24 protein-coding genes are annotated in these 26999 nt (G+C 70.7%); 7 read left to right on the top strand and 17 right to left on the bottom strand.

Annotation, left to right across the window (positions count from 1 at the left end):
• Window positions 1-6 precede the first annotated feature (6 nt).
• The 7 genes from cobT to ACFY0T_RS14105 all read right to left on the bottom strand — a co-directional run bounded on the left by cobT (window position 7) and on the right by ACFY0T_RS14105 (window position 10135).
• On the bottom strand, window positions 7-3834 hold the full coding sequence (gene cobT / locus ACFY0T_RS14135; protein ID WP_388868904.1) for a nicotinate-nucleotide--dimethylbenzimidazole phosphoribosyltransferase: 3828 nt from the start codon (window positions 3832-3834) through the stop codon (window positions 7-9).
• A gap of 344 nt (window positions 3835-4178) precedes the next feature.
• On the bottom strand, window positions 4179-5390 hold the full coding sequence (gene cbiE, locus ACFY0T_RS14130; RefSeq protein WP_388868901.1) for a precorrin-6y C5,15-methyltransferase (decarboxylating) subunit CbiE: 1212 nt from the start codon (window positions 5388-5390) through the stop codon (window positions 4179-4181).
• 172 nt (window positions 5391-5562) lie between these two features.
• Complete coding sequence (locus tag ACFY0T_RS14125) at window positions 5563-6201, bottom strand: GNAT family N-acetyltransferase (protein ID WP_388868898.1); 639 nt, start codon at window positions 6199-6201, stop codon at window positions 5563-5565.
• 248 nt (window positions 6202-6449) lie between these two features.
• Window positions 6450-7280, bottom strand: a complete 831-nt coding sequence (locus ACFY0T_RS14120) for a MetQ/NlpA family ABC transporter substrate-binding protein (RefSeq protein ID WP_388868895.1) — start codon at window positions 7278-7280, stop codon at window positions 6450-6452.
• Window positions 7281-7355: 75 nt separating this feature from the next.
• Window positions 7356-8081 (bottom strand): methionine ABC transporter permease, encoded by a 726-nt coding sequence (locus tag ACFY0T_RS14115; RefSeq protein ID WP_388868892.1) that lies wholly within the window; start codon window positions 8079-8081, stop codon window positions 7356-7358.
• Window positions 8078-9121 (bottom strand): methionine ABC transporter ATP-binding protein, encoded by a 1044-nt coding sequence (locus ACFY0T_RS14110; protein ID WP_388868889.1) that lies wholly within the window; start codon window positions 9119-9121, stop codon window positions 8078-8080. The genes ACFY0T_RS14115 and ACFY0T_RS14110 overlap by 4 nt, the downstream gene beginning before the upstream one ends.
• Window positions 9122-9487: 366 nt before the next feature.
• Window positions 9488-10135, bottom strand: coding sequence for an HAD family hydrolase (locus ACFY0T_RS14105; RefSeq protein ID WP_388868886.1), 648 nt, complete (start codon window positions 10133-10135; stop codon window positions 9488-9490).
• A gap of 69 nt (window positions 10136-10204) precedes the next feature.
• On the opposite strand from ACFY0T_RS14105, the gene ACFY0T_RS14100 reads away from it, so the two are divergent.
• Both ACFY0T_RS14100 and ACFY0T_RS14095 read left to right on the top strand, forming a co-directional pair.
• Entirely contained in the window at window positions 10205-10564 is a 360-nt protein-coding gene (locus ACFY0T_RS14100; protein WP_388868883.1) for a hypothetical protein, read from the top strand.
• Between the two features lies 1 nt (window position 10565).
• Window positions 10566-11021, top strand: a complete 456-nt coding sequence (locus ACFY0T_RS14095; RefSeq protein WP_388868881.1) for a hypothetical protein — start codon at window positions 10566-10568, stop codon at window positions 11019-11021.
• 77 nt (window positions 11022-11098) lie between these two features.
• Here ACFY0T_RS14095 and ACFY0T_RS14090 read toward each other — a convergent pair whose 3' ends face one another.
• The 3 genes from ACFY0T_RS14090 to ACFY0T_RS14080 all read right to left on the bottom strand — a co-directional run bounded on the left by ACFY0T_RS14090 (window position 11099) and on the right by ACFY0T_RS14080 (window position 13480).
• Window positions 11099-11602 carry a GNAT family N-acetyltransferase gene (locus tag ACFY0T_RS14090; protein ID WP_388868878.1) on the bottom strand — a complete coding sequence of 168 codons (504 nt, stop codon included), beginning with the start codon at window positions 11600-11602 and terminating at the stop codon, window positions 11099-11101.
• A 58-nt stretch (window positions 11603-11660) separates the two neighbouring features.
• Window positions 11661-12155 carry a sigma-70 family RNA polymerase sigma factor gene (locus ACFY0T_RS14085; RefSeq protein ID WP_388868875.1) on the bottom strand — a complete coding sequence of 165 codons (495 nt, stop codon included), beginning with the start codon at window positions 12153-12155 and terminating at the stop codon, window positions 11661-11663.
• A gap of 158 nt (window positions 12156-12313) precedes the next feature.
• Window positions 12314-13480, bottom strand: coding sequence for a glycerophosphodiester phosphodiesterase (locus ACFY0T_RS14080; protein WP_388868872.1), 1167 nt, complete (start codon window positions 13478-13480; stop codon window positions 12314-12316).
• A 350-nt stretch (window positions 13481-13830) separates the two neighbouring features.
• Between ACFY0T_RS14080 and ACFY0T_RS14075 the strand changes: the two genes are divergently transcribed.
• The gene (locus ACFY0T_RS14075) at window positions 13831-14520 is read left to right on the top strand and encodes a lysophospholipid acyltransferase family protein (protein WP_388868869.1); all 690 of its coding nucleotides are present in this window, start codon (window positions 13831-13833) and stop codon (window positions 14518-14520) included.
• Window positions 14521-14628: 108 nt separating this feature from the next.
• Here ACFY0T_RS14075 and ACFY0T_RS14070 read toward each other — a convergent pair whose 3' ends face one another.
• The 5 genes from ACFY0T_RS14070 to ACFY0T_RS14050 form a co-directional block, all read right to left on the bottom strand.
• Window positions 14629-16152: an MFS transporter gene (locus ACFY0T_RS14070; protein WP_388868866.1), complete on the bottom strand. Its 1524-nt coding sequence runs from the start codon at window positions 16150-16152 to the stop codon at window positions 14629-14631.
• Window positions 16149-16700: a TetR/AcrR family transcriptional regulator gene (locus ACFY0T_RS14065; RefSeq protein WP_388868863.1), complete on the bottom strand. Its 552-nt coding sequence runs from the start codon at window positions 16698-16700 to the stop codon at window positions 16149-16151. The genes ACFY0T_RS14070 and ACFY0T_RS14065 overlap by 4 nt, the downstream gene beginning before the upstream one ends.
• A gap of 79 nt (window positions 16701-16779) precedes the next feature.
• A complete protein-coding gene (locus ACFY0T_RS14060; protein WP_388868859.1) occupies window positions 16780-17751 on the bottom strand; it encodes an aldo/keto reductase in 972 nt (323 codons plus the stop codon).
• 97 nt (window positions 17752-17848) lie between these two features.
• Window positions 17849-19279: an argininosuccinate lyase gene (gene argH / locus ACFY0T_RS14055; RefSeq protein WP_388868856.1), complete on the bottom strand. Its 1431-nt coding sequence runs from the start codon at window positions 19277-19279 to the stop codon at window positions 17849-17851.
• Between the two features lie 87 nt (window positions 19280-19366).
• Window positions 19367-20560: an argininosuccinate synthase gene (locus ACFY0T_RS14050; protein ID WP_388868853.1), complete on the bottom strand. Its 1194-nt coding sequence runs from the start codon at window positions 20558-20560 to the stop codon at window positions 19367-19369.
• A 204-nt stretch (window positions 20561-20764) separates the two neighbouring features.
• Here ACFY0T_RS14050 and ACFY0T_RS14045 point away from each other — a divergent pair, with 204 nt between their 5' ends.
• Window positions 20765-21667 (top strand): hypothetical protein, encoded by a 903-nt coding sequence (locus tag ACFY0T_RS14045; RefSeq protein ID WP_388868851.1) that lies wholly within the window; start codon window positions 20765-20767, stop codon window positions 21665-21667.
• A gap of 135 nt (window positions 21668-21802) precedes the next feature.
• Complete coding sequence (locus ACFY0T_RS14040; protein WP_388868848.1) at window positions 21803-22414, top strand: pyridoxamine 5'-phosphate oxidase family protein; 612 nt, start codon at window positions 21803-21805, stop codon at window positions 22412-22414.
• Window positions 22415-22500: 86 nt separating this feature from the next.
• Here ACFY0T_RS14040 and ACFY0T_RS14035 read toward each other — a convergent pair whose 3' ends face one another.
• Together ACFY0T_RS14035 and ACFY0T_RS14030 are read right to left on the bottom strand one after the other, a co-directional pair.
• Window positions 22501-24045 carry an ATP-binding protein gene (locus ACFY0T_RS14035; protein WP_388868846.1) on the bottom strand — a complete coding sequence of 515 codons (1545 nt, stop codon included), beginning with the start codon at window positions 24043-24045 and terminating at the stop codon, window positions 22501-22503.
• A complete protein-coding gene (locus ACFY0T_RS14030) occupies window positions 24042-24794 on the bottom strand; it encodes a response regulator transcription factor (protein WP_388868843.1) in 753 nt (250 codons plus the stop codon). The genes ACFY0T_RS14035 and ACFY0T_RS14030 overlap by 4 nt, the downstream gene beginning before the upstream one ends.
• A 259-nt stretch (window positions 24795-25053) precedes the next feature.
• Here ACFY0T_RS14030 and ACFY0T_RS14025 point away from each other — a divergent pair, with 259 nt between their 5' ends.
• Window positions 25054-26415, top strand: coding sequence for a ferric reductase-like transmembrane domain-containing protein (locus ACFY0T_RS14025; protein ID WP_388868840.1), 1362 nt, complete (start codon window positions 25054-25056; stop codon window positions 26413-26415).
• 7 nt (window positions 26416-26422) lie between these two features.
• Window positions 26423-26914 carry an FMN-binding protein gene (locus ACFY0T_RS14020; protein WP_388868837.1) on the top strand — a complete coding sequence of 164 codons (492 nt, stop codon included), beginning with the start codon at window positions 26423-26425 and terminating at the stop codon, window positions 26912-26914.
• Window positions 26915-26999 lie beyond the last annotated feature (85 nt).

Raw genomic sequence — 26999 nt, 5'->3', positions numbered from 1 at the left:
TGACGTCTACTTTTCAGTTACCCCTGCTGAATCGAACGTCGCCACCTCGTGCATCGCCCTTGCTGCGCTCTGGACCACCGGGAGGGCCAGGAGGGCGCCCGTGCCCTCGCCCAGGCGGAGGTCGAGGTCGACCAGGGGGCGCAGGCCGAGCTTGTTCAGGGCGGCCACGTGGCCGGGTTCGGCGCTGCGGTGGCCCGCGATGCAGGCCGCGAGGACCTCGGGGGCGATGGCGCGGGCCACGAGGGCCGCGGCGCCGGCGCTGACGCCGTCCAGGATCACCGGCGTACGCAGGGAGGCGCCGCCGAGGAGGAGGCCGACCATGGCGGCGTGTTCGAGGCCGCCGATGGCCGCGAGGACGCCGATGGGGTCGGCGGGGTCCGGCTGGTGGAGTTCGATGGCGCGGCGGACGACCTCGGTCTTGCGGGCCAAGGTCTCGTCGTTGATGCCGGTGCCGCGGCCCGTCACCTCGGACGGGTCGGTGTCCGTGAAGACCGAGATCAGGGCGGCGGACGCGGTGGTGTTGGCGATGCCCATCTCGCCCGTCAGGAGCGCCTTGTTGCCGGCGGCCACCAGGTCGCGGGCCGTCTCGATGCCCACCTCGATCGCCGCGATGACCTCCTCGCGGGACAGCGCGGGGCCCGTCGTCATGTCGGCGGTGCCCGCGCGGACCTTGCGCGGGAGGAGGCCCGGGGTCGCGGGGAGGTCGGAGGCGACGCCCACGTCGATGACGCAGACCTCGGCGCCCACCTGGTTGGCGAACGCGTTGCAGACCGCGCCGCCGCCCAGGAAGTTGGCCACCATCTGGGCGGTGACCTCCTGGGGCCAGGGGGTGACGCCCTGGGCGTGCACGCCGTGGTCGCCCGCGAAGATCGCGACGGCGGCCGGCTCCGGGATCGGCGGCGGGCACATCCGGGACAGGCCCGACAACTGCGCGGAGATGATCTCCAGCATGCCGAGCGCGCCCGCTGGCTTCGTCATCCGCTTCTGGCGCTCCCATGCCTCGCCGAGCGCCTTGGCGTCCAGCGGGCGGATGTTGGAGACCGTCTCGGCGAGCAGGTCGTGCGGCTCCTCGCCGGGCAGCGCGCGACGGCCGTACGTCTCCTCGTGCACGACCCACGACAGCGGGCGGCGCTTGGACCAGCCGGCCTGCATCAGCTCCGGCTCCTCCGGGAACTCGTCGACGTACCCGACGCACAGGTAGGCGACGACCTCCAGGTGCTCGGGCAGACCTAGGGCGCGGACCATCTCGCGCTCGTCGAAGAAGCTGACCCAGCCGACGCCGATGCCCTCGGCGCGGGCCGCGAGCCACAGGTTCTCGACCGCGAGTGCGGAGGAATACGGGGCCATCTGCGGCTGCGTGTGGCGGCCCAGGGTGTGCCGGCCGCCGCGGGTCGGGTCGGCGGTGACCACGATGTTCACCGGGGTGTCGAGGATGGCCTCGATCTTCAGTTCCTTGAACTGCTTGGCGCGGCCCTTGGGCAGCGACTTGGCGTACGCCTCGCGCTGACGCTGGGCCAGTTCGTGCATCGCGCGGCGCGTGTCGGCCGAGCGGATGACGACGAAGTCCCACGGCTGGGAATGGCCCACGGACGGCGCCGTGTGGGCCGCCTCCAGGATGCGCAGCAGGACGTCGTGCGGGATCGGGTCGCTGCGGAAGCCGTTGCGGATGTCGCGACGCTCGCGCATCACGCGCAGGACGGCCTCGCGCTCGGCGTCGTCATAGCCGGGGGCCGCGGGGCCGGTGGACTCTCGTACGTCTTCCACTGCGGCCGTGCTCTCTTCCTGGTCGGCGACCCGGGTGTCCAGGTCCTCCGCTTGCTGTGCGACTACGGGTTCCGGTTCCACGGCGAGCGGCTCCGGTACGGGGGGTGCCTCGGCCTCGGGCCGGGACTCGGGCTGAAGCTGGGGCTGGGGCTGGATTTCGGCTTCGGCCCGGGGTTCGCGGGGGGCCGGGACGACTGCCTGAGCGATCGGTTCCGTTTCGGCGGCGGGGGGCTCCGAGGATTCCTCAGTGGGCTCCTCGGCGATCTCCTCGGCCGGGGCGGGCGCCACCACGATCGTCTCCTCCGCGGGCTCCTCGGCCGTGGGCTGCTCCTCCTCGGGGAGGGGCGGCACGGTCATGGCGTGCGGCGGGGTCGGGGCCAGGTGCGGGGTGGTCGGCACCGTGCCCTCCACGGGCACGAACTGGCCGAGGGGCTGGTCCGCGTGGGGCTCCAGGGGCGTACCCGGGAGTCCGGACGCGCCTGCCGCGTCACCGGCGCCGGCACCAGGACCAGCACCAGCACCGGGGAAGTGCTGCTCGCCGTAGGGCCGGCCCGCAGAGGACTGGGAGGCTTCCGCGTGGGCGGCCACGCCCACCGGGATGCCGTGCAACGCCTGGGCGGCTCCGGGCTCGGAGAATGCGGCCTGGTCCGCGAACTGCTGGGCCGGGAAGGCCTCGAGGCCGGGGACCGCCCGGCCGTGCGACCCGTCCGCCACGAGCGCGGCCTGAGCCGCCTGCGCGGTCTCGGGAGCGACGTGCGCGGTCTCGGCAGCGTGTGCCGCAGCTGCTTCAAGCGGGTGCGCGGCCTCCGCGGGGGATTCCGCGTCCGCGAACTGGGCGGCCGGTTCCGGGATGTGGACACCGGGGTCGGCGAACTGGGCGGGCTGGGCAGGGACCTGGGCCATGGGCTCGGCCGGGGCGGCGGGGTCGGCTCCGTATGCGGCCGGGTCGACGGCGGCCGGGGCGGCGATCTGCGGCGGGGCCGCGTGCTCTGCCTGCGGAGCCGGTGCGGCCTGCGGGGTCTGCGGGGTCTGCTGGACCTGCTCGGGTGCGGCGTCCGGAACGGGGGCGAGGTTCTGCCCGGGCGCGAACTGCTCGCCGTCCGCCGGGATCTGCGCCGGTGCGGCCTCGTGCGCGGATGCGTGGACGTCGGGCGCCTGTGCGGCGTGCCCGGTGTCGTCCATCGCCTGGAGGGCGTGCGGAACCTCCGGGGCCGCCGGGAACGGCGTCGCGTCCGGAGTCTGCGGGGCCTGCGGGTCCAGCGAGCCGTCCAGGGCGGGTACGGCCTCGGGAGCGTGCGCGCTTGCCGGCTCCTGGAGGGCGAGCGAACCCTCAACAGCCTCCGGGACCTGGATCTGAACCTGGGCCTGGGCAGTGTGCGCGAGGCCCGGGACCTGAGCGGCGGCCTCCGCGCCCTGCGGCGTGTCCGCGGCCTGGACGGCCTGCGCGACCGACTTGGCCTCGGGCGCCTGCCCCGTCTCCGGGACGACCGTTTCTGCGGCCCCCATCTCGGAGGCCAGGGGCGGAGCGCCCCACGGCACCGCGCCCTGCGGCGGAATCTCGCCGAGCTGCGGCACATCGAGGTACTCGGGCCCGACCGTCGGCGGACCCGCGTGGCGTACGGGAGTTACCGGAGCGGCGGACACGGGAGCGGCAGGAGGAACCGGCGCACCCGCAGGGCCACGGTCGGCCAGCGAGCGCACCGGGCTCGCGGAGCCGTCCGGCGTCGGCGGGCCGAGGTGCAGCGGGCGGCGCGGCGGCGTCGGCTGCGGGGCGGGCGCCGGGTTCGGCGCGCGGACGGCCCCGAGGTCGACCGCGCCGCTGTCGCGTCCGGCCATCTCGTGCGGGCCCGGCTCGTGCGGGAACGGCATCGGGGCCGGCGGCGGTACCTCGTTGCCCCACGCGCCCTGCGCCCCCGGAGCGCCCGGCATCAGGAGCAGGTCGTCGTCCTCGGCGGGGTTCTCGGAGGGGTCGAGGAAGGTGTACGCGCCCGGCGCGGTGACGCCCGGCTGCTCCACCATGCCTGCGTTCTCCGGCAGTCCCTCGCCCGGGACCTGGCCGGTGTCGGTCATGCGTACCCCTCGCCCATCGGTTAGTGCTTCCAAGTCCAGCTCGCCCGGAACGGCGCACCGACCGCCCCACAGTGAAGAACGAGCGTGCGTGCCCAGCGGCACGAACGACCGGCCACAAAGACGACAAAGCCATTAACTGGCATTGTCCCGGTCGTCCCGCCCTCGCGACAGCTTGATCCGCGAGGGTCCGCTGTGGACTGCGCCACGTTGCGCGTCCTCCGGTTCTGCCGTACCACACACACCTCAAAACGGGCGCGTTTTCCGGACATTGACCGACGAAAGGCCGATCACCCGGGAGCGGTACAACGATCGGCCAGCCTACCGCGCGCGGTACGACTACAGGATCACGGGGCGCGATCCGGCAAACGTCCGCTGAGCAGGAACGCGACGCTCCGTTCCTTCTCCGTCCAGGCCCTCGTATCGAGTTCGACGGACTGAATGAGCGCGCACTCGACCTGGTATCCGTGCTCCGTCAGGTCCCGGCCGATGAGTTCGGCCGCGTCGCGGGTGGCCGCGTGGGTGACGATGCGCTGCGGACGGCGGTCGGCGACGGCAGAGACCACGGCCGCTCCCCCACCTCCGACGCGTACGACATCGGGTTCGGGAAGGTCCTCCAGGATGTGCGGCGCGGCGCCGTGGACGATCTGCATCTGGACGCCGAAGCGGCGGGCGGAGTCCTCGGTGCGGGCGCAGGAGCCGGGGTTGCGGTCGACCGCGATGACGGCCGCGCCGGTGCGCGCGGCCTCGGTGGCGAAGGCGCCGCTGCCGGAGCCGATGTCCCACACGAGGTCGCCGACGCGCGGTCCCAGGCGGGCGAGTTGGGCGGCACGCAGCAGATCCGTTTCGCCTTCGCCGAGCGCACCGCCGTACGCCTCGGCGGGCAGGGCCCAGCCGCGCGGCCCGGTGCCCGGGTCGCGTCCGGCGATCCAGCCGCCGCCCTCGGCCGCGGCCACGAAGCCGCCGATGACGATGACGACGTTGGGGTCGCGCCAGGTGTGGTCGGCGGCCTTGTCGGAGGTGAGGATCGTGACCTGTTCGCGGGCGGTGCCGAGTTCCTCGCAGATGACGAAGGTGCGGTGGACGCCTTCGAGGAGCAGACCGAGTTCGGCGGGACCGGCGCCGGGTGAGGTGAGGACCGCGACCTTGGTGTGGGCGCGGCATACATTCACCGCGCGTCGCAGGGTGCGTCGGTGTGCTACGACCACTTGTGCGTCGTCCCAGGGCATGCCGGCGCGGGCGAAGGCTGCGGCCACCGAGGAGACGGCGGGCACCACTTCGACCTCCAGGCCGAACTCGGGGGCCCGCAGGGTGCGTACGACGCCGAAGAAGCCCGGGTCCCCGTCGGCGAGGACGACGGCGGTGCCCCGGTGGCCCGCGATCCGGCGGGCGGCGAGGGTGACGCTGCCGAGGCGGATGCGTTCGGCGGCCGCGGGCACCTCGGGGAGCGCGAGGTGGTGGGCCGCGCCGGCGACCAGCGTGGCGGCACCGAGTGCGGAGCGCGCCGCGGCGGTCAGTGGCGAGCCGTCCCAGCCGATCACCGTGACCCGGTCGGCCATCGTCGTCAGTCTCCAGAAGGTTTGCGCAGGTCGTCAGGGGCAGCCCGCAGGGCTGGCTCCGTGAGGGTACCTGGTGCGGCCGGGCGGCGCCGCGACGGCCGCGGCGCGTGGGAGCGGTCCCGCGGATTCAGGTATGCGGTTCCTGGGTCCCGGGGCGCGACTCCCGTGGTTCTCAGTTCCAGTCGGAGAACGACGTGAAACCACCGGTGTCCGCGAGCTGCTCGCCGACGCCTTCGAGGTCCTCGGGCAGCAGGCTCCACACGATGAAGTCGGTGCGCAGGTCGACCCACGCGCCGTCCTCGGTACGGGTGCGCGCTATGCAGGCGTTGCGCAGCACGCCCTCGCTGATACAGCCGATCTTCTGGGCGACCTGCTGCGAGGCGGTGTTGTCGGCCGCCGTCCGCAGTTCGATGCGCTCGAACTTCTGGTCACCGAAGAGCCATTGGGCGGTGGCGAGCGCCGCCTCGGAGGCGTAGCCCTCGCCGCGCGCCCAGGGGGCGATGATGTACGAGAGTTCGGTGGACCGCACATGCCAGTTCGTCTTGCCGAGTTGGATGATGCCGACCAGGCGCTGGGTGAGGAACTCGGTGACGGCGAGGTCGAGTCCGCGGCCCGCCGTGCGTTCCGTGGGCGCGTACTCGGTGATCCAGGTGCGGGCGCCGTCCTCGGTGAAGGGCTGCGGCACCGACGTCCAGGCCGCCACCATCTCGTCGTTCATCATCTCGGCCAGGGCGGGGATGTCGTCCTCGTCGAGCGCACGCAGGACCAACCGCTCCGTGCTGATGGAGATGTCGGGGAAGGTGCTCGTCATGCGCCGCTCCGTAACCGTCGGGGACTTCGGACCGTGGGAAACCGTGGGGCCCGCTGAACTGCCCAGCATGCAGCATGAAGGCACTGAACGGCACCACGGGGTCCACTCCAGGTAGTGGAGTGGACCCCGTGCGGTGACGAGGGGCCGCGTCAGCCGGATCGCATCCACCGCGCGGCTCCGTAAAGCCGTACGGCGCGGGACCGTTGACAGGGAACGTGCTTGCGCATCGTGTTCGCGCCTGGAGTCGACTAGAACGACGGGATGACGGAGCCGGCGTACTTGTCCTCGATGAACTTCTTGACCTCGGGCGAGGTGAGGAGCTTGGCGAGCTTCTTGACGCGCGGGTCGTCCTCGTTGCCCTTCTTGACGGCGAGGAAGTTGCCGTACGGGTTGTTCTGCGCGGACTCCAGGACGAGCGCGTCCTTGGCGGGCTTGAGGTCGGCCTCGATGGCGTAGTTGCCATTGATCACCGCGGCGTCGACGTCGTCCAGGGAGCGCGGGGTCTGGGCCGCCTCCAGCTCCTTGAACTTGAGGTTCTTCGGGTTCTTCGCGATGTCCTTGGGGGTCGCGTCGTTGCCCGCGCCGTCCTTGAGCGTGATGAGGCCGTTGGCGGCGAGCAGCTTGAGCGCGCGCGCCTCGTTGACCGTGTCGTTCGGGACGGCGATCGTCGCACCGCTCTTCAGGGCGTCGGCGCTCTTCACCTTGTGGGAGTAGAGGCCGAGCGGCTCCAGGTGCACCGTGACGACGGGCACGATGTGCGTGCCGTTCTTCTTGTTGAAGTCGTCGAGGTACGGCTGGTTCTGGAAGTAGTTGGCGCCCACGGAGCCGTCCTCGGTCGCCGTGTTCGGCGTCACGTAGTCGGTGAACTCCTTGACCTCCAGGTCGAGGCCCGCCTTCTTCGCCAGGTTGTCCTTGACGTAGTCGAGGATCTCGGCGTGCGGGGTCGGGCTCGCGGCGACGATCAGCGGAGCGCTGGTGTCGGAGGAGGCGGAGTCCTTGTCCGAGCCGCAGGCGGTGAGCCCGAAGGTGAGGGCTCCGGCGGCGAGGACGGCGGTGGTGATCTTGGCGGTGTTACGCACGAAAAGTGCCTTTCCTTATGGGTGGAGCGACCCCGTGTGGGGTGTACGGGGAAATCAGGGGAAACAGGGGGAGGGTCAGACGGTCTTGCTGGTCGCGGTCGCGGCCTTCAGGAGCCGGAGCTTCGGCGTGGCCCCGGACTGGCCACCGCGCCGGTGCAGCCCGCGCGCGGCGTAGTCGCCGGCGAACTGGATGACCGAGATGACGACCGCGAGGATGGCGACCGTGATCCACATCAGTCCGGTCTCGAAGCGCTGGTAGCCGTAGCGGATCGCGATGTCGCCGAGGCCGCCGGCGCCGACCGTGCCGGCCATCGCCGAGTAGCCGATGAGCGCGACGACCGTGGTGGTCGCGGAGGAGATCAGCGAGGGCAGCGACTCCGGTACGAGGACCTTGCGGACGACGGTCCAGGTGTTGCCGCCCATCGACTGCACGGCCTCGACGAGCCCGCCGTCCACTTCGCGGACAGCCGTCTCAACAAGGCGCGCGAAGAACGGAATCGCACCGATGGCGAGCGGCACGATCGCTGCCTCGCGCCCGATCGTCGTCCCCGTGATGGTGCGGGTGAAGCTCATCAGGGCGACCATCAGGATGATGAACGGCATCGAGCGGGCGATGTTCACGACCTGTCCGATGACCTTGTTCGCGACGACGTTCTGGAGGAGTCCGCCGCGGTCGGTGAGGACGAGCAGGATGCCGAGCGGGAGACCGCCGACGATCGCGATGAGGGTGGACCAGCCGACCATGTAGAGCGTGTCCCAACACGCCTGGGACAGCAGCGGCTGCATCTCGGACCAGGTCACTTGGCACCTTCCTTCACCAGTACGGGCTCCTGGGCTGCTTTTTCGACGAGGTCGATCTGCAGGCCCTGCTCGCGGAGGAATCCGATCGGCACGACGTTGTCCTCGTAGCGGCCGGGCAGTTCGATGCGCATCCGGCCGACCTGCTTGCCGGCGACGGTGTCCATCGCGGCGCCGAGGATCGAGATGTCGATGTTGTACGTGCGCGAGAGCTGCGAGATGACGGGCTGGGTCGCCGCCTCGCCGTGGAAGGTGACGTCGATGACGGTGCGGTCGTCGCCGGTGGCGTCGCCGCTGACCGGGAAGAGCGCCGAGGCGAGTTCCGAGCCGGGCGTCGCGAGGAGTTCGCTGACGGTGCCGGACTCGACGATCCTGCCGTTCGCCATGAGGGCGGCCGAGTCGCAGACCGTCTTGACGACGTCCATCTCGTGGGTGATGAGCAGGACGGTCAGGCCCAGTTGCCGGTTCAGATCGCGCAGCAGCTGGAGGATGGAGCGGGTGGTCTCCGGGTCGAGGGCGCTGGTCGCCTCGTCGGAGAGCAGCACCTTGGGGTCGCCGGCGAGGGCGCGGGCGATGCCGACGCGCTGCTTCTGGCCGCCGGAGAGCTGGGCCGGGTAGGCCTTGGCCTTGTCGGAGAGGCCGACCAGGTCGAGCAGTCCGAGTGCCTTGCGGGAACGTTCCTTCCCTGACGTGCCAAGGATTTCCAGCGGCAGCTCGACGTTGTCCTGGACGGTGCGCGAGGACAGCAGGTTGAAGTGCTGGAAGACCATCCCGATGTGGCTGCGCGCCCTGCGGAGTTCCTTGCCCGCGCGGGGGCCGCGGCCGGCGAGGGCGGTGAGGTCCTGTCCGGCGACGGTGACCGTGCCGGAGGTGGGACGCTCCAGGAGGTTGACGCAGCGGATGAGCGAGGACTTGCCGGCGCCGGACTGGCCGATGACGCCGTACACCTCGCCTTCGCGAACGTGCAGATCGACGCCGTCGAGGGCGGTCACTTCACGGCCGCGCGAGCGGTAGACCTTGGTGAGGCCCGTTGTCGTGATCACTGGGGTTTCCGTCACTGTCGAGTGCAGGGCGTGGGTGTGCGCCGGGCACGGGTGCATGCGATGGGGAACGCGGCACGGTTCTCGCGATGGCGATGGAACCGGAAGGAGAACGTGTGCGCGGGGCAGCCCAAGTCACGTACGCGGTACGGACAGGGGGCGGCGGTCTCGCTTCGGGGCGCGAGACCAGGCGGTGGTGCGGGGGCCCTCTAGAAGGCGCACATTCGACACATACAACGAGCACCGGGCGTCATGGTCGCCTCGGTCGCAAGGGTGCGGCTGCTCGTCGTGGTCATGGGATGAAGTAAAGCAGACCCACAGGCGGGGCCTGCCACCGCTGTCCGAATAGCGGACAGCGGTGGACACCGTTCAGCCTCGGACGGAGATCTCCACTCCGTGGGCCGTGACCAGGACGGACAGGGCCGAGAGGTCCTTGACCACGAGGTCGGCGTCGAGCTCGTGGGCCTGGTGGGTTGTGGCCAACGCCACGGTGGTCATGCCGGCGGCGCGGCCCGCCTGGAGACCGGCGGGGGCGTCCTCGAAGACGACGCAGCGGGCCGGATCGACGCCCAGATCGCGGGCGGCGAGGAGGTAGGGCTCGGGGTCGGGCTTGCCGCGGGTGATGTCGTCGGCGGCGATGAGCATCTTGGGGCGGATGCCGACCTCGCCGAGCCGGGCCTCGGCCAGGCGCCGGGTCGCGGAGGTGACGACCGCCCAGCGGTCGGCCGGGAGCAAGTCGAGCAGTGCGAGGGTGCCGGGCAGCGCCACGACTCCGCCGGGTACGTCCTCGACCTCCAACTGCTCGATGCGTGCCAGGGCCTCGGGGACGATGTCGGCGGGCAGCAGGTCGGCGGCTATCTCCACGGCGGGACGGCCGTGCAGTTCGATCCGGGCGAAGTCCTCTGCCGTGATGCCGTACTCCTGCGCCCATCGGGTCCAGCACCGGTTCACCGACTCAAGGGATGAGACGAGCGTTCCATCGTTGTCGAACAGCAGGGCTTCAGCGTGGATCTTCATGCCCTCGACCCTACGGGGCACCCCGGGGGCGAGGGCATCGGGTCTTTTGGCCCGTAATAGGGTCACGGCATGCTTGATGCCCTGACGGTCGCCACCGCCGTCGCCGCGCTCGTGCTCGCCGCCTGGTGCGGCTGGGCCGCCTACCGTGATCAGCCCACGAAGGACTGGCACTTCATCGGCATGGCCGTGGTGTCGCTGCTCGCCGTGGTCCAACTGGTGATCGGCATCGTCCAGCTGGCGCGCGGCGAGAAGCCGGAGCAGGGCACGACGATCTTCGTGGCGTATCTGCTCGGCGCCTTCGCCTGCATTCCGGCGGCGGGCTTCATGTCGCTGGCGGAGCGCACCCGATGGGGTTCGGTCACGGTGGCGGCCGGCGGCATCGTTCTCGCCGTCCTCGAGGTGCGGCTCTATGACATCTGGGGAGGCTGAGATGACGGCCACGGAGGAGAACGGAACCGTGCCTCGGGAAGAGAAGCCGACGCAGAAGAAGCGGACGCGGCTCATCAGCGGGCCGGGAATGCTGCTGCTCTGGCTGTACGGCGTGATGGTCGTCGGCGCCGTCTCGCGGTCCGCCGTGCAGATCTCGACGGAGTTCGACAAGGCCCCGCTCGCTTACTCGCTGTCCGCGGTCGCGGGCGTCGTCTACGGCTTCATCACGTATTCGCTCGTCCGCGGCGGAGAGACGGCCCGCAAGGCGGCGCTGGTGTGCTGCGCCGCCGAGCTCGCGGGTGTGCTGACCGTCGGGACCTGGACGCTGGTGGAGCCGTCCGCCTTCCCCGACGCCACGGTGTGGTCGGACTACGGGATGGGCTATCTGTTCATCCCCGTGCTGCTGCCGCTGTCGGCGATGTACTGGCTGCGCAAGGCGCGTACCGCAGCCCAGTAGCGGTCACGCACGGCCACCCAATAGCGGTCACGCACGGCCGCCCGGTAGCGGGTTCGGCGCCAACAGCGCAGTAGCCGCTAGGCGCTTGCGGCGTACGCTCCCTCGTCGGCGCCCTTCGCCAGGGTCACGAGCGTGAGCCGCTCGTCGACGCGCTCCTGGGAGACCGGGGCGTAGCCGTGCTTGCGGTAGAGGTGGAGGTTGCGCTCGCTGCGGTGGCCCGTGAAGAGCTGGAAGGACTTGGCCGCGCCGTCCTCGCCGAGCCGTGCCTCGATCGCGGCGAGCAGGCGTCCGCCGAGGCCGTGGCGCTGCATACGCGGGTGGACGATGAGCTTGTTGATGCGGGCCGTGCCGTCGGCGTCGACGGCGCCGCGGACCGAGGCCACCACCTCTTCTCCGAGCCGGGCCACCAGGACGGTGCCCCCCGCCAGCTCCGCCCTGAGGGAGTCGAGCGGCTGCGTGAGCGGCTCGATGCCGTAGTCGCCGTACAGCTCGGCCTCGCTCTGGTAGCAGAGGTACTGCAGCTTGAGGATCTGCTCTGCGTCCTGCTCGGTCGCCGCCGAGATGGTCACGCTCATGCCCATGTGTGCATGCCTCCCGCTCACCTGTTCCACCGGTCGTCCCTCACTCCTATCCCCGCCGTCAGCGGGCCGCAACCTCCACGGTGAGCAATCGACGCAGACATCCCAGGCATCTGGAACGTTCCGGACCCAGACTGCCCTGTGAGATACCCAACTCCCCTGCGATCTCCCGGTAGGTGAGGTCCTCCGGGGAGAGCAGCGCCGCCATCAGGCTGGGGCAGCGGCCGGGCAGGCGGCGCACGGCGGCGTGCAGCGCGCGACGGCGGTCGGCGGTCATCGCCTCCTGTTCGGGACCGGACCCGCGGTCGTCGGCGGGTTCGGAGGCGTACGGCTGTTCAATCCGGGCCGTACGGCGGCTGCGGCGCGCCTCGGAGCGCACGGCGCGGCGCAGCCAGCCCTGCGGATCGACGGGCGGGCCGGCACTGTCGAGTCGCTCCAGGAGGCGCAGCCAGACGGCCTGTTCCAGGTCGCTCTGCTCGGCGCCGGACGCATATGCCTCGGCCGAGGCCTCGGCCGCGAGGAGTGGGCGCAGCGTGGCAACCAAGTCGTGTGTCATATGCGGCACGACGCGGCCGCCCCGCGGGAGGTTGCCGGGGCGGCCGACTGTCACCCCAATCGGGGTGTCGCGGTCATGCGTTGACGCGGGTCATCCGTGAACACGGGCCATCCGGCGAGACGGGCCGTCCATCGACACGGCTCACGCGTCGACCCGGATCATCCGTCGACGAAGTCCGCGCGGGCGAGCAGCGCGGTGTCCGCGTTGTCGGAGAAGACGCCGTCGATGCCCGTCGCGAAGTACGTCTTGAACGCGCCGAAGACGTCGCCGTAGGCGGTCGGGTCGGTGCCCTTCCGGAAGTTCGCGGGCAGGAAGGGGTTCTCGTTGCGCATGGTGTACGGGTGCAGGATCAGGCCCGCGTCGTGCGCGTCGTCGACGAGCGTGGTCGGCGTGGTGAGGTTGCCGCTCGCGTCCTTCGGGATGACCAGGTCGAGGGTCGGCCCGATGCCCTGCGCGTACGAGGCGATCCACTCCAGGCCCTCGGGCGTGACGAGGTCGGCGACGGTGCGCGGGTCGCCCGCCTCGACGAAGTCCCAGGGGCGGCTGCTCGCGCCGGACAGCAGCACCACGAGCGGGTTGTCGACCAGCTTGTCCAGGCGCTGGATGCTGCTCGGTTCGAAGGACTGCAGGATGACCGGCGAGTTCGTCTTGTCCTTGCCGTACTTGCGCAGCAGCTTGGCGACCCGCTCCTCCAGGCCGAGGCCCAGCTTGCGGAAGTAGGTGGGGTGCTTGGTCTCGGGGTAGATCCAGACCTGCTTGCCGCGCTTGCGGGTCTGCTCGTCCTGCCAGCGGAGCACCTCTTCGAAGGTGGGGATCTCCCAGCGGCCGTTGTAGAGGGTGTTGTGCGGGCGGTTGGCCGGGATGCGCTCGACGGCGCGCAGGGTCTTCAGCTCGGCGAGCGTGAAGTCCTCGGTGAACCAGCCCGTCGTGGCGACCCCGTCGAGCGTCTTGGTGGTCTTGCGGTCGGCGAACTCGGGGTGCGCCGAGACATCCGTGGTCCCGCCGATCTCCGGCTCGTGACGGCAGACGAGGTGGCCGTCCTTGGTGGGCACCAGGTCGCCCGCCTCGACGACGTCCGCGCCCATGTCGAGGGCCAGCTGGTACGAGCCGAAGGTGTGCTCCGGCCGGTAGCCACTGGCCCCGCGGTGTCCGATGATCGTCGGCACGGGCAGGCTCTTCAGGCCGCCGCCCCCGTGCCGCGCGTCGGCGGCTCTCGCCGTGCCCGCCGCCCCGAGTGCCGCCGCGCCCGCGCCGAGCACCGCCGCGCCGAGCAGTGCCCGCCGTCCGGTCCCGTGTGTCCGCTCGTCCGACTCCTGCGTTCCCATGAGCGCCTCCGTCGTCCTGTCATCGCCAGTGCGGGCCGATCGTAGGTGCGCGTGCGTGACGGACGGGAGACGTCGGCCGGAACACGGGGGTGACGCTGGATGTCGTACGAGGGCGGAGATCTGACGATCCGTCGGCTTGGCCAGGACCGTATGGGGTACGCGCCCGATAGGCCCCTCGGGCGATGTGCGTCACATCGTGGCGGTCGCGTTACGCCCGGCCGCCGGCGCGACACCGCAGGTAAACGTGCGTCAACAATGCGTAAGACCTCGGTGAACCCGATGCGCCCGATGTGCAATACCCCGGTGGGCGCGAGTATCGTCCTCACCTGCACAGACTCATACCGAATCCCTTGACACCGGAGGGCCCGTTGTCCCGCTTCGCGCTCATCAAGGCAGTGCTCGGACCGATCATGCGCCTGATGTTCCGCCCACGGGTGGAGGGCGTGGAGCACATCCCGGGCGACGGCCCCGTGATCCTGGCCGGCAACCACCTCACGTTCATCGACTCGATGATCCTTCCGCTGGTCTGCGACCGGCAGGTGTTCTTCATCGGCAAGGACGAGTACGTCACCGGCAAGGGCTTCAAGGGCCGCCTGATGGCCTGGTTCTTCACCGGCGTCGGCATGATCCCGGTGGACCGGGATGGTGCGAACGGCGGTGTCGCGGCGCTGATGACCGGCCGCCGCGTCCTGGAGGAGGGCAAGATCTTCGGGATCTACCCCGAGGGCACCCGCTCCCCCGACGGCCGCCTGTACCGCGGCCGCACCGGCATCGCCCGCCTCACCCTGATGACCGGCGCCCCGGTCGTCCCGTTCGCCATGATCGGCACCGACAAGCTGCAGCCGGGTGGTGCGGGGATGCCGCGGCCTGGCCGCGTCACGGTTCGCTTCGGTGAAGCGATGGAGTTCTCTCGGTACGAGGGGATGGACCGCGACCGCTACGTCCTGCGGGCCGTGACCGACTCCGTGATGACCGAGGTCATGCTGCTGTCGGGGCAGGAGTACGTGGACATGTACGCCACGAAGGCAAAAGCCGCGTAGCGCCCCCGGCGGTCTGCCGTATTTCGGATGCGGGTGAACTGTGCTGATCGCGCCCACGCGGCGGAGCCGCACAATGTCACAGCCCCGCGCCCCTAGAGGGCTCCTCCACTACGGGGCGGTTTCCAGGCGCTGTCCGCGCAGCAGGAACCACGCCGCCACCGCCGTGGCGAGCAGTACCATCGCGCCGCCGCCCGCCGCGAGCGTGAGGCCGTCGACGAAGGACTCGCGGGCCGCGGTCAGTAGTGCCTCGGCGGTGTGCGCGGGCAGGCCGTGCGCCGCCTCCACCGCGCCGCCCAGCGACTCGTGCGCCTCGGCGGGTGTGCCCGTGGGGCCCGTGAAGCCCGCGTAGACGCTGGTCACGATGGAGCCGAGCAGGGCGATGCCGAGGGCGGCGCCGAGTTCGTACGCCGTTTCGGAGACGGCGGACGCGGCGCCCGCCTGTTCCTTGGGCACGCTGGAGAGGATCACGTCGGCGGTGACGGTGAACGAGAAGCCCGCACCGATGCCGACGACCAGCAGGGCGGCGCCGAGCAGCGGATAGCCGGTGGACTGGCTCAGCAGGGTGAGCGCACCGAGCGCGAGACCCACCGCGGCGAGACCGCCGGAGACCACGGCGCGCACCGAGAAGCGCCGCGCGAACGTGCCCGCGACCAGACCCGCCGCCACCGCGCCCACGGCGGCGGGGATTTCGGCAAGCCCGGCCTCGAACGGCCCCCTGCCCTGCACGAGTTGCAGGTACTGCGAGAGGAAGAAGACGAGCCCGGAAAGCCCGAGGACGGTGAGCAGGTCGGCGAGGACGGCTCCGGAGAAGCCCCGGTTGCGGAACAGTCTTACGTCCAACAGTGGTGTGGGCAGCGTGAGTTGGCGGCGTACGAACCAGTACAGGGCGGCGGCGCCGAGCAGTCCGGCGGCCGTGGGCTGCGCGGTGAGACCGTGCGCGGCGGCCTCCTTCACCGCGTACACGACGCCGATCACGCCGACGAGCGAGAGGGCGACGCTGGGCAGGTCCCAGGGCCCGGGGTTCGGGTTCTTCGACTCGGGCAGCAGCCTGCTGCCGACGAGGACGAGGACGACCATCACCGGGAGGTTGATGAGGAAGACGGAACCCCACCAGAAGTGTTCGAGCAGGAAGCCGCCCGCGACCGGACCAACTGCCGTACCGGCGGAGGCGGTTGCGCCCCAGATGCCGATGGCGAGGCTGCGCTCGCGCGGGTCGTGGAAGAGGTTGCGGATCAGGGCGAGGGTGGCGGGCATCAGGGTCGCGCCCGCGACACCGAGCAGCGCCCGCGCCAGGATCATCAACTCCGCTGTCGTGGCATAGGCGTTGAGCACCGATATCAGGCCGAACGCGGTGGCGCCGACGAGCAGCAGCTTCTTGCGCCCGATGCGGTCGCCGAGGCTGCCCATGGAGACGAGCAGGCCGGCGATGACGAACGAGTAGACGTCACCGATCCACAGGAGCTGGGTGCCGGACGGCTTCAGGTCCTCGCTGATGTACGGGGTTGCCAGGCCGAGGACGGTCGCGTCGACGGCCACCAGCAGCACGGCGAGGACGAGGACGCAGAGCGCGAGCCAACGGCCCGGGCGCTTCTCCATCTCCGCCTTGACGGCCGGCTGCAGGGTGCTGGTCATGATTCCTCTCTCCGTAGTGCGCCGCCGAGCAGCAGCTCGACGATCATGTAGTGAAAGTCCTTGGCGGCGACGCGGCCTTCGGTCACGGCCCACGCCCCCGAGGCCATCAGCCCGTAGAGCGCCTCGGTGAGCCAGGCCGGGGTGAGGTCGATGCGGAACTCGCCGCTCTCCTGACCGCGTCGGAACACAGCGGCCATCCGTGCGTCGAGCCGGGCCCAGCCCTCGTTCTGCTCCTCGCCCTCGAACAGCTGGTTCTCGGTGTAGAGGAAGGCGAGCAGACCGGCGGCTCTTTCGAGCTCCTTCACCAGGCGGCGCACGGCTTCCTGAGCGGTGCCCTCGTCGAGGCGGGCGGCCTCCAGAGCGGCCTCGCACTCCTGGATGCCGAGCGACTCCAGTGCCCGTACGAGCGCGTCGCGCCCCGCGAACTGGCGGTGCAGCGTGGCTCGGCTGATCCCGGCCGCCTTGGCGACCTCGTCCATGGTGGCGGTGGATTTGCGGGTGAGCAGGGCGGCTGCGCTGCGCAGCACGTGGTCACGGTCGACGGCCATGAGACGACCATAGACCATGTGAGACATTCTTGTCTCATTAGAAGCGCGCACGTCTCACCACGCTCTGCTCAGAGAGTGCTCAGTGCCAGGGCAGCTGTCCGCGCCGCTCCCAGTACGCCTGTGGGTCCTCCACGAGCGCGGCGAGCCGGGACAGCTGGTCGTCGTCGAGGTCGACGACCGCGGCGTGCAGGTTCGAGACGAGCTGGTTGGCGGTGGCCGCCCCGGAGAGCACGACGCCGGCCCAGGGCTGCCGCAGGATCACCGCGAGGGCCACCGCGTCACAGCCCAGCGAGGTCTCCGCGGCGACGGCCTTCAGCGCGTCCGGCGCATACGGCTCGGCGAGCCGGCCGTTGGCCATGGCCTCCTTGACGATCACTGTGAGACCGGCGTCGTGGGCCTCGGCGAGCGCGGGCGCGGCCGAAGTCTCCAGGATGTTGTACGTGGACTGCACCGTGCGGAAGAGCGGTTCGTCGTCGACCGTCACGGCCAGTGCAGCGCGGATGGCCTCTGCCTGGGCGGGCCCGCTGGTGGAGAAGCCGATCGAGAGACCCTGCGCGGCCGCTTCGGCCAGCTTGGCGTGGAGCTCCTTGTCGGTGAGGGCGGGGCTGTCCGGGGTCACCGAGTGGATCTGGTAGAGGTCGAGCCGGTCGCCGAGCAGCTCCGCCGTCTCGGCGCGCTGCCGCTCGTACGTGGCGAGGCTGTGGTCCTTGACCTCGTGTGCCTCGGCGTCGGTGCGCCAGTCCGCCGTGTAGGTGTAGCCCCACTTGCTGCCGATCACGATGTCGTCGATGTCGGGCCGGTGGTTGAGCCAGTCGGCGAGGAACTCCTCGGAACGGCCGTAGGAGCGGGCGACGTCGAAGTAGCGGACGCCCTGGGCGTAGGCGGCTTCGAGGAGTTCGTGGGTGCGCTCGCGCAGGGCGTCGACGCTGCGGTCGGCCGGGAGGTCCTGTTCTCGGCCGAGGTTGATGTAGCCAGGTCGGCCGACGGCGGCCAGACCGAGGCCGATGTGGCAGGTGGGAGTCGTCGCTGAGGCGAGGCGGGCGAAGGGCATCGCGGGCTCCGTTCGGTCGGCTCCATACGGCTCCGGACCAACGTAACCCGCGATGCCCTCCTTCGTACGACTCACCGCTCCCGTACGGGACCCGCCGCTACTTCTGCTTCGCGGTGGCCCACGCGTGCTGGGCCGCCACGTCCGCCTTGACCTCGGCGAGCTGGACGGCGACCGCGCTGGGCGCCGTACCGCCACGGCCGTTGCGGGAGGCCAGGGCGCCGGGGACGTTGAGGACGGACCGGACCTCGGGGGTCAGGTGCGCGGAGATCTTCGCGAACTGCTCGTCCGTCAGACCGTCCAGCTCCTTGCCCTCCCCCTCGGCGACCTTCACGCACTCGCCCGCGACCTCGTGGGCGACGCGGAACGGCACGCCCTGCTTGACCAGCCATTCGGCGATGTCGGTGGCGAGCGAGAAGCCGGCCGGAGCCAGCTCCTCCATGCGCTCGCGGTTGACGGTGAGGGTCGCCATCATGCCGGTGAAGGCGGGCAGCAGGACCTCCAGCTGGTCGCAGGAGTCGAAGACCGGCTCCTTGTCCTCCTGGAGGTCGCGGTTGTAGGCGAGCGGGAGGGCCTTGAGCGTGGCCATCAGACCGGTCAGGTTGCCGATGAGACGGCCCGACTTGCCGCGCGCCAGCTCCGCGATGTCCGGGTTCTTCTTCTGCGGCATGATCGACGAGCCGGTGGAGAAGGCGTCGTGGAGGGTGACGAAGGAGAACTCCTTCGTGTTCCAGATGATGACCTCTTCGGCGATCCGGGAGAGGTTGACCCCGATCATCGCGGTGATGAAGGCGAACTCGGCGACGAAGTCACGGGAGGCCGTGCCGTCGATGGAGTTGCCGACGCTGCCGTGCTCGAAGCCGAGGTCCTTCGCCACCGCCTCCGGGTCCAGGCCGAGGCTGCTGCCCGCGAGCGCGCCCGAGCCGTACGGCGACACGGCCGTCCGCTCGTCCCACTGGCGCAGCCGCTCGGCATCCCGGGACAGGGACTGCACATGGGCCAGGACATGGTGGGCGAAGAGGACCGGCTGGGCGTGCTGGAGGTGGGTGCGGCCGGGCATCGCCACGTCCGGGTGGGCCTCCGCGAGGCCGATCAGCGCGTCCTGGAGTTCGGCGATCAGGCCGCCGATGATGCGGGCGTGGTCGCGCAGATACATCCGGAAGAGGGTCGCGACCTGGTCGTTCCTCGACCGTCCGGCACGCAGCTTGCCGCCGAGGTCGGGGCCGAGGCGCTCCAGCAGGCCGCGCTCCAGGGCCGTGTGGACGTCCTCGTCGGCGATGGTGCCGACGAAGTCGCCCGATGCCACGTCCGCTTCGAGCTGGTCCAGGCCCGCGAGCATCCGCGTCAGCTCGTCGTCCGTGAGCAGGCCCGCCTTGTGCAGGACGCGCGCGTGGGCGCGGGAACCGGCGATGTCGTACGGCGCGAGGCGCCAGTCGAAGTGGACCGACGCGGACAGCTTGGCCAGGGCCTCGGCGGGACCGTCGGCGAAACGGCCGCCCCAGAGCCGTACGTCACCGCTGTTGCTGCTCACTGCACTTGCTCCTTGGAGGTGGTGATGTGCGACCGCCTCCCCACCCATGAGGAGGGGGAGGCGGTCTCACGCTAGCGCGTCTTGCGTTCAGGCCAGGTCGCGCTTGGCGGCGATCTTCGACGACAGGCTGTAGATGTCGATGAAGCCCTTGGCCGCGGCCTGGTCGAAAGTGTCGCCCGTGTCGTACGTCGCGAGGTTGAAGTCGTAGAGCGACGTCTCGGAGCGCCGGCCCGTGACGACCGCGCGGCCGCCGTGCAGGGTCATCCGGATGTCGCCGTTGACGTGCTGGTTGGCCTCGTTGATGAAGCCGTCCAGGGCGCGCTTGAGCGGGGAGAACCACTGGCCGTCGTAGACCAGTTCGCCCCAGCGCTGCTCGACCTGCCGCTTGTAGCGGGCGAGTTCGCGCTCGACGGTGACGTTCTCCAGCTCCTGGTGGGCGGTGATCAGGGCGATCGCGCCCGGAGCCTCGTACACCTCACGCGACTTGATGCCCACCAGCCGGTCCTCGACCATGTCGATCCGGCCGATGCCCTGGGCGCCGGCGCGCTCGTTGAGCTGCTGGATGGCCTGCAGGACGGTGACGGGCTTGCCGTCGATGGCGACCGGGACGCCCTGCTGGAAGGAGATGATCACCTCGTCGGCCTCGCGCGGCTCGGCCGGGTTGGAGGTGTACTCGTAGATGTCCTCGATCGGTGCGTTCCAGATGTCCTCCAGGAAGCCCGTCTCGACGGCGCGTCCGAAGACGTTCTGGTCGATGGAGTACGGGGACTTCTTGGTGGTGGCGATCGGGAGCTGCTTCTCCTCGCAGAAGGCGATCGCCTTGTCCCGGGTCATCGCGTAGTCACGGACCGGGGCGATGCACTTGAGGTCGGGGGCGAGGGCGACAATGCCGGCCTCGAAGCGGACCTGGTCGTTGCCCTTGCCGGTGCAGCCGTGGGCGACCGTGGTGGCGCCGTGCTTCTGGGCGGCGGCGACGAGGTGCTTGACGATCGTCGGCCGGGAGAGGGCGGAGACCAGCGGGTAGCGGTCCATGTAGAGGGCGTTGGCCTTGATCGCCGGGAGGCAGTACTCCTCGGCGAACTCGTCCTTGGCGTCCGCGACCTCAGCCTCGACGGCGCCGCAGGCGAGCGCGCGCTTGCGAATGACGTCCAGGTCCTCGCCGCCCTGGCCGACGTCGACCGCTACGGCGATGACCTCAGCACCCGTCTCCTCGGCGATCCAGCCGATGGCGACGGAGGTGTCCAGGCCGCCCGAGTAGGCGAGTACGACGCGCTCGGTCACGGGTTTCTCCTCACAGTGCATTCGCTGACATGCATGAGTATGCAGGGCTCTGCATGATTCGTCAATCCGAAGCTCGCCGAACTCGGGCCGTGAGGGATTTTTGACGAGCCTTTGAACGCGGGAAACCGCTTACCCGTACCCCTCGGCGAACGCAGGCGCCGCGTTGTAAACGACGAACACCCCCGACCCGAGTGAGGCTTCCGCATGTCCAGGGCTCTTCCGAAGTACAACAAGCGCCGCGTCGTGATGATCGGCGGCGCCGCCGCGGTGGTGCTGTCCGGAGCGGTGATCGCCGGCTCCGCCTTGGCCGGGGAGACGTCCAAGAGCAGCGGTCAGAACGCCACGACGAAGGCCGCGGCCTCCCCGGGCACGGTGAACTGCCCGGCCGTCGCGCCGAGCCTGCCCGCGATCCCCGCCTCCGCCAAGGCCGAGGTCGACCGCAACCTCACGCTGCTGAACACCCAGATCTCCGAGGCCAACAAGCGGCTCGTCGACACGGTGGGCCAGGGCGGCCCGAACTTCGTCCAGAACGCGATCCTCGGTCCACTCAAGGACAAGCGGGTCGCCACCATCAACCGCATCGCGACGGCCATCAGGCGTACGGCGGCCAAGCCGCAGGGGCTGGACGCGCTGGCCCCGTGCACGCTCAACGCGAGCGGCGCCGGAAACACCGCCACGGCGGCCCCGAGCGCGACGGCCACCCAGCAGGCGGGCGGCAACACAGGCAACACAGGCAACACAGGCAACAACAATGGCAACAATGGCAACACCGGAAATACGGGAAACACTGGGAATGCGGGCAACACCAACGCCGCGGGCACCATCTCGTGCCCCGACGTCGCCTCGAAGCTGCCCGCGATCCCCGCCTCAGCCAAGGCCGAGGTCGACCGCAACCTCGCGCTGCTGAACACCCAGATCTCCGAGGCGAACACGCGGCTGGCGAACACCGTCGGCCAGGGCGGACCCAACTTCGTCCAGAACGCGATCCTCGGCCCCCTGAAGGACAAGCGCGTCTCCACCATCGACCGCATCGCGATCTCCATCGGCCGCACCGCCGCCAAGCCGCAGGGCCTGGACTCCCTCGCGGCCTGCACGCTCACCAAGTGATGTGACAGGCACTGTGGCCGCCCCGCCGAGCGCCGGCCGGGGCGGCCACAGTTCCGCCGGAACGACCACCGGAAGAACTGCCGGAACGCACAATTCCTTAGACAGACGAAGGACTTTCCTCAATAATCGTTAGACATGGGAAAGATCTATGAGCGCATAGACGGCCGCCTGCGTACGTTCATCGAGGCGCAGCCCCTCTTCTTCACCGCGACCGCGCCCTTGTCCGGGGACGGCACGGTCAACCTCTCCCCCAAGGGACTCACCGGCTCGTTCGCCGTACTGGACGAACTGACCGTGGCGTACCTGGACTTCGCGGGAAGCAACGCCGAGACGATCGCGCACCTGCGCGAGAACGGCCGGATCACCCTGATGTGGTGCGCCTTCCAGGGCCCGCCGAACATCGTCCGGGTGCACGGCCGGGGGGAGCCGGTCTTCCGCGACGACCCGCGCTTCAAGGAACTGCTCGCCCGTTTCCCGGGCATCGACCCCAACCCGCACGGTCTGCGCGCGGTCATCGTGGTGACGGCCGAACTCATCCGCGACTCCTGCGGCTACGCGGTGCCCTACATGTCGTACGACGAGGACCGCGAACTGCACGGCAAGCGTTTCGCGCGCGAGGACGACGCCTCGCTCAGCGAGTACTTCGCCAAGAAGGAGCACATCGCTACGAGCCTGGACGGCCTGCCTGGGCTGCCGCTTCCGCTGCCGCCGAGTACGACTGCGCCATCGAGTACGACTGCGCCGTAGGGGTGTAGGCGGTCTCGTGGCTACCGGCCGTTTGCGGCTGGTCGCGCCCACGCGGCGGAGCCGCATATGTCACCGACCCGCGCCCCTTATGCGCCCACTGGAAGTCGCACCGTGAACGTCGTCGCCCCCGGGCGGCTTTCCAACCGCACGCTTCCCCCATGCGCCTCCACCACCGCCGCCACGATCGACAAGCCCAGCCCCGCGCCGCCGCCCGTGCCCTCGGTGCGGCGGCGGTCGGCTCGGGTGAAGCGTTCGAAGACGCCGGGCTGGACGTCCTGAGGAACTCCTGGGCCGTCGTCATGGACGGTGAGGACGGCCGTCGTGTCGTTGACCGCCAGCGACACCGTGTCGTCGACCGCCAATGACACCGTCACCTTGATGCCAACGGGTGTGTGCAAACGGGCGTTGGCCAACAGGTTGGCCAACACCTGTTGGAGCCGGTGCGCGTCGCCCGTCACCGTGACCGGCTCCTCCGCCAGCTCCAGCGTCCAGCGGTGGTCGGGGCCGGCGGCCCGGGCATCGGTGACCGCGTCGAGGACGAGGCGGGTGAGGTCGACGGGGACCTGCTCCAGGGGGCGACCGGCGTCGAGGCGGGCGAGGAGCAGCAGGTCGTCGACCATCTCGCCCATGCGGGCCGACTCGGCGGCGATGCGTTCCAGAGCGCGGGTCACCTTGGAGGGCACCGGGCCCGGGTGCAGCAGAGCCAGTTCCGCGTGGCCGCGGACCGAGGCGACCGGGGTGCGCAGCTCATGGCTGGCGTCGGCGGCGAAGCTGCGCAGCCGTTCCTCGCTCGCGTGCCGTTTGGTCAGCGCGTCCTCGACATGGCCGAGCATGCGGTTGAAGGCACCGGAGACACGGCCCACCTCGCTGCGCGGGTCGGACTCGGGGGCGCGCGGCGGCAGTGCCACCTCGCCGCTGGCGAGCGGGAGTTCGCTGACCCGGGTCGCGGTCGCGGCAACCCGGCTCAGCGGACGCAGCGACCAGCGCACCCACAGGGCCCCGGCCACTCCGGCGACCGCGAGGGCGACTCCGAAGACGCAGCCGGCGACCAGTTCCAGCCGGTGGACCGTGGCCGTGACCGGCTCCATCGGCAGTCCGGTGATCAGCACGTCACCGTCGATTCCGCGCGACGCCATCACCCGGTACTCGCCCACCGCCGACAGGCAGATGGTGTGTCCCCTGCCGTCGATCGGGACTCCGGCAAGGGCCTTCTTGTCGGCGGGTGTCACGGACACGTTCTGGCCGGTCGCGTTGTCTCCCGAGGGCACGACCGCCGCGTTGGTGACGTCCGGGCCCACCAGCCGGGCGCCGAAAGTGCCGGTGCTCTGCTTGCGTGTGTCGCCGTGTTCGTCGCCGTCGTGGTCCGACTTCGGCAGGTCGTTCCCGTGCTCCAGGCTCGCGGGATAGCGCACTCCCACGTCGTGCAGCTGCTGGTCGACGCGGCCGGTGAGGAAGCCGTTCAGCTCGTACACAGCGGCCACCCCGACCGCGGCGCAGCTGACGGCGAGCAGCACCACGAGCCCGGCGGTGAGCCGCGCCCGCATCGTGCGCGGGCGCGGCAGCCCGCGCACGCCCGCTGCCAGCCGGGACCACCACCGCGGTCGCGCCCGGGACCACCGCGGCCGCCTCATCGACCCGCCACCGGCTTGATCACGTATCCGGCGCCCCGCACCGTGTGGATCATGGGCTCGCGGCCCGCGTCCACCTTCTTGCGCAGATACGAGATGTAGAGCTCGACGACATGGGCCTGGCCGCCGAAGTCGTAGGACCAGACGCGGTCGAGGATCTGCGCCTTGCTGAGTACGCGGCGCGGGTTGCGCATCAAGAAGCGCAGGAGTTCGAACTCGGTCGGCGAGAGCTCGATCAGCTCGCCGCCGCGGGTCACCTCGCGGGCCTCCTCGTCCATGACGAGGTCGCCGACGACGAGCCGGGGTCCCTCTTCCAGCTGCCGGGCCATGCCCGCGCGGCGCAGCAGCCCGCGCAGCCGGGCGACGACCTCCTCCAGGCTGAACGGTTTCGTGACGTAGTCGTCGCCGCCCGCGGTGATGCCGGCGATCCGGTCCTCGACGGCGTCCCGCGCGGTGAGGAAGAGGACGCAGACGTCGGGTTTCACGGTGTGCAGCTCGCGCAGCACGGCGAAGCCGTCGGTGTCCGGGAGCATGACGTCGAGGACGACCGCGTCGGGCAGCAGCTCCCGCGCCCCGGTGACGGCCGAGGCCCCGTCGCCCGCCGTGCGCACCTCCCAGCCCTCGTAGCGCAGGGCCCCGGAGAGGACCTCGGCCAGGTCCGGGTCGTCGTCGACGACGAGGACGCGTACGGCGGTGCCGTCGGGGCGGGTGAGTGCGGGCCGGCCGTTGCCTCGGGAGCGGGGAGTGTTCATGTCCCTTCCAGCATCTCCCCTCGCGGAGGCCGCACCCCCCACCTGCCACCTCTGAGTTTCCTCTGAGTCACCCGTCCTCCCGGCTCTCGGTTTCCTCTGAGTCACCCCTCCTCCCGGCTCCCGGCTCCCGGTTTCCGCTGAGCCGCCCCAGCCCTCCCCTCTCAGTTCTCTGTGAGTCCCCGCTGAACGCCCCCGTTCAGAGCTTCCTCAGAAGTTACGGCCGCACAGTTTCCTCCCGGACAGCCGGAAGGACGGACATATGACCACCGTGTACGAGCGGGCGGCCACCCCGCGCCCGACACGAGGGCGCGGGCGCCCCCGACCCTCGCCCGCCGGGCCACTGCTGGCCCTGCTCTGGGCCGGAGCCGCCGCCGCCGTCGCCCTGTGGTGGTACGACACACGGTCGGTGGTCGGCCTCGCCGGCTGGCTGACCGACGCCGGGCGGATCACCGGGCTGCTGTGCGGCTACGGCTGCGCGGTGCTGGTGGCGCTGATGGCCCGGGTCCCGCTTCTGGAGCGGCGCATAGGCTCCGACCGGGTGGCCCGCTGGCACGCCATGGCCGGCCGGTACACGATCTGCCTGCTCGTCGCGCACGTCACGCTGATCCTCTTCGGGTACGCCGCCCAGGACGGGTCGGGCATCGTGCACGAGACGCTGAGCGTCGTCCTCGACTATCCGGACATGCTCAAGGCCACGATCGGCACGCTCATCCTGTTCGCCGTCGGGATCACCTCGGCACGTGCGGCCCGCCGTCGGATCAGCCACGAGTTCTGGTACTACGTGCACCTGCTCACGTACGTGGCCATCTTCCTGGCCTTCTTCCACCAGCTCGCGCTGGGCTCCGACCTCGTCGGGAACACCGCCGCACAGGCCGCCTGGTACGTGCTCTACCTGGGTACGGCCGCGCTGGTCGTCTGGTTCCGGCTGCTCGTCCCGGTGCGGCTGAACCTGCGCCACAAGCTGCGCGTGGAGTCCGTGTACCGCGAGGCGCCCGGGGTCTTCTCCCTCGTCGTACGCGGGGAGCGGCTGGACGAACTGGGCGCCCGGGCCGGGCAGTTCTTCCGCTGGCGGTTCCTCTCGGTCGGCATGCGGTGGACGTCCACGCCGTACTCGCTGTCGGCGCCGCCCCGGCCCGACCGGATGCGGATCACCGTGAAGGCGCTCGGCGACCACAGTGCCGCCGTGGGGCTGCTGCGGCCCGGCACCCGGGTGTGGGCGGAGGGCCCGTACGGTTCGCTGACCGCCGAGCGGCGCACCGCACCCAAGGCGCTGCTGATCGCGGGCGGCGTCGGCATCACCCCGCTGCGCGCCCTGTTCGAGACGCTGCCCGGCCAGGTCACCCTGCTCTACCGGGCGCGTACGGCCGAAGACCTCGCGCTGGGCGCCGAGTTGGAGGCCATCGCGAAGTGGCGCGGGGCACGTGTCCTGTACGCGGTCAACGGCGCCGACGGCACGCGCCCGCGGTTCACCGCCGAGTCGCTGCGAGCGAGCGTGCCCGACCTCGCGGCGCACGACGTCTACCTGTGCGGCCCGCCCGCGATGGCGCGGGACCTGTACGGCGCGCTGCGCGCGGCGGGTGTCCCCGACCGCCGTATCCACCACGAGTCGTTCGAGCTGTGAGGCCGCCTTGCACGCCCTGAAGAAGCAACGTCCGCTGCGCCGTGTCGTCCTGGCCGCCGCCAGTACGGTCACCGGTGTCGTCCTGCTGCTGTCGCTGAAGCCGCACACCCCGCCGACCGTGGTCCAGGCATCCTCATCCGCCGGCCAGTCCCCGTCCCAGACCCAGACCCCGTCGCGGGAAAGCTCTTCCGGCAGCTCCTCCGGAAGCACGAAGAGCACGGGCACCAAGACGGTCACCGGTGAGACGGTCCAGACCCGTTGGGGCCCCGTCCAGGTGCGTGTCACGCTGAAGAACGGCAAGATCACCGACGTCACCGCGGTCACCTACCCCACGGAGAATCCGAAGGACCAAGAGATCAACAGTTACGCGATCCCCCAGCTCAGGCGGGAGGCGCTGGCCGCGCAGAGCGCCCAGATCGACTCCGTGTCCGGTGCCACGTACACCAGCGACGGTTACAAGCAGTCCCTCCAGTCGGCACTGGACTCGGCGGGCCTCTGAACGCACGGCCGTCGTGGACCGTATCTCTGGGCCAGGGGGCCACTCCCCTCGCCCCGTCCCCACGGACGAACACGGAGGAACCGTG

This window comes from Streptomyces sp. NPDC001530, assembly GCF_042894545.1.
Taxonomy (GTDB): domain Bacteria; phylum Actinomycetota; class Actinomycetes; order Streptomycetales; family Streptomycetaceae; genus Streptomyces.
The sequence above is the reverse complement of the archived record's forward strand: the minus strand, read 5'-3'. Positions and strand labels throughout refer to the sequence as shown.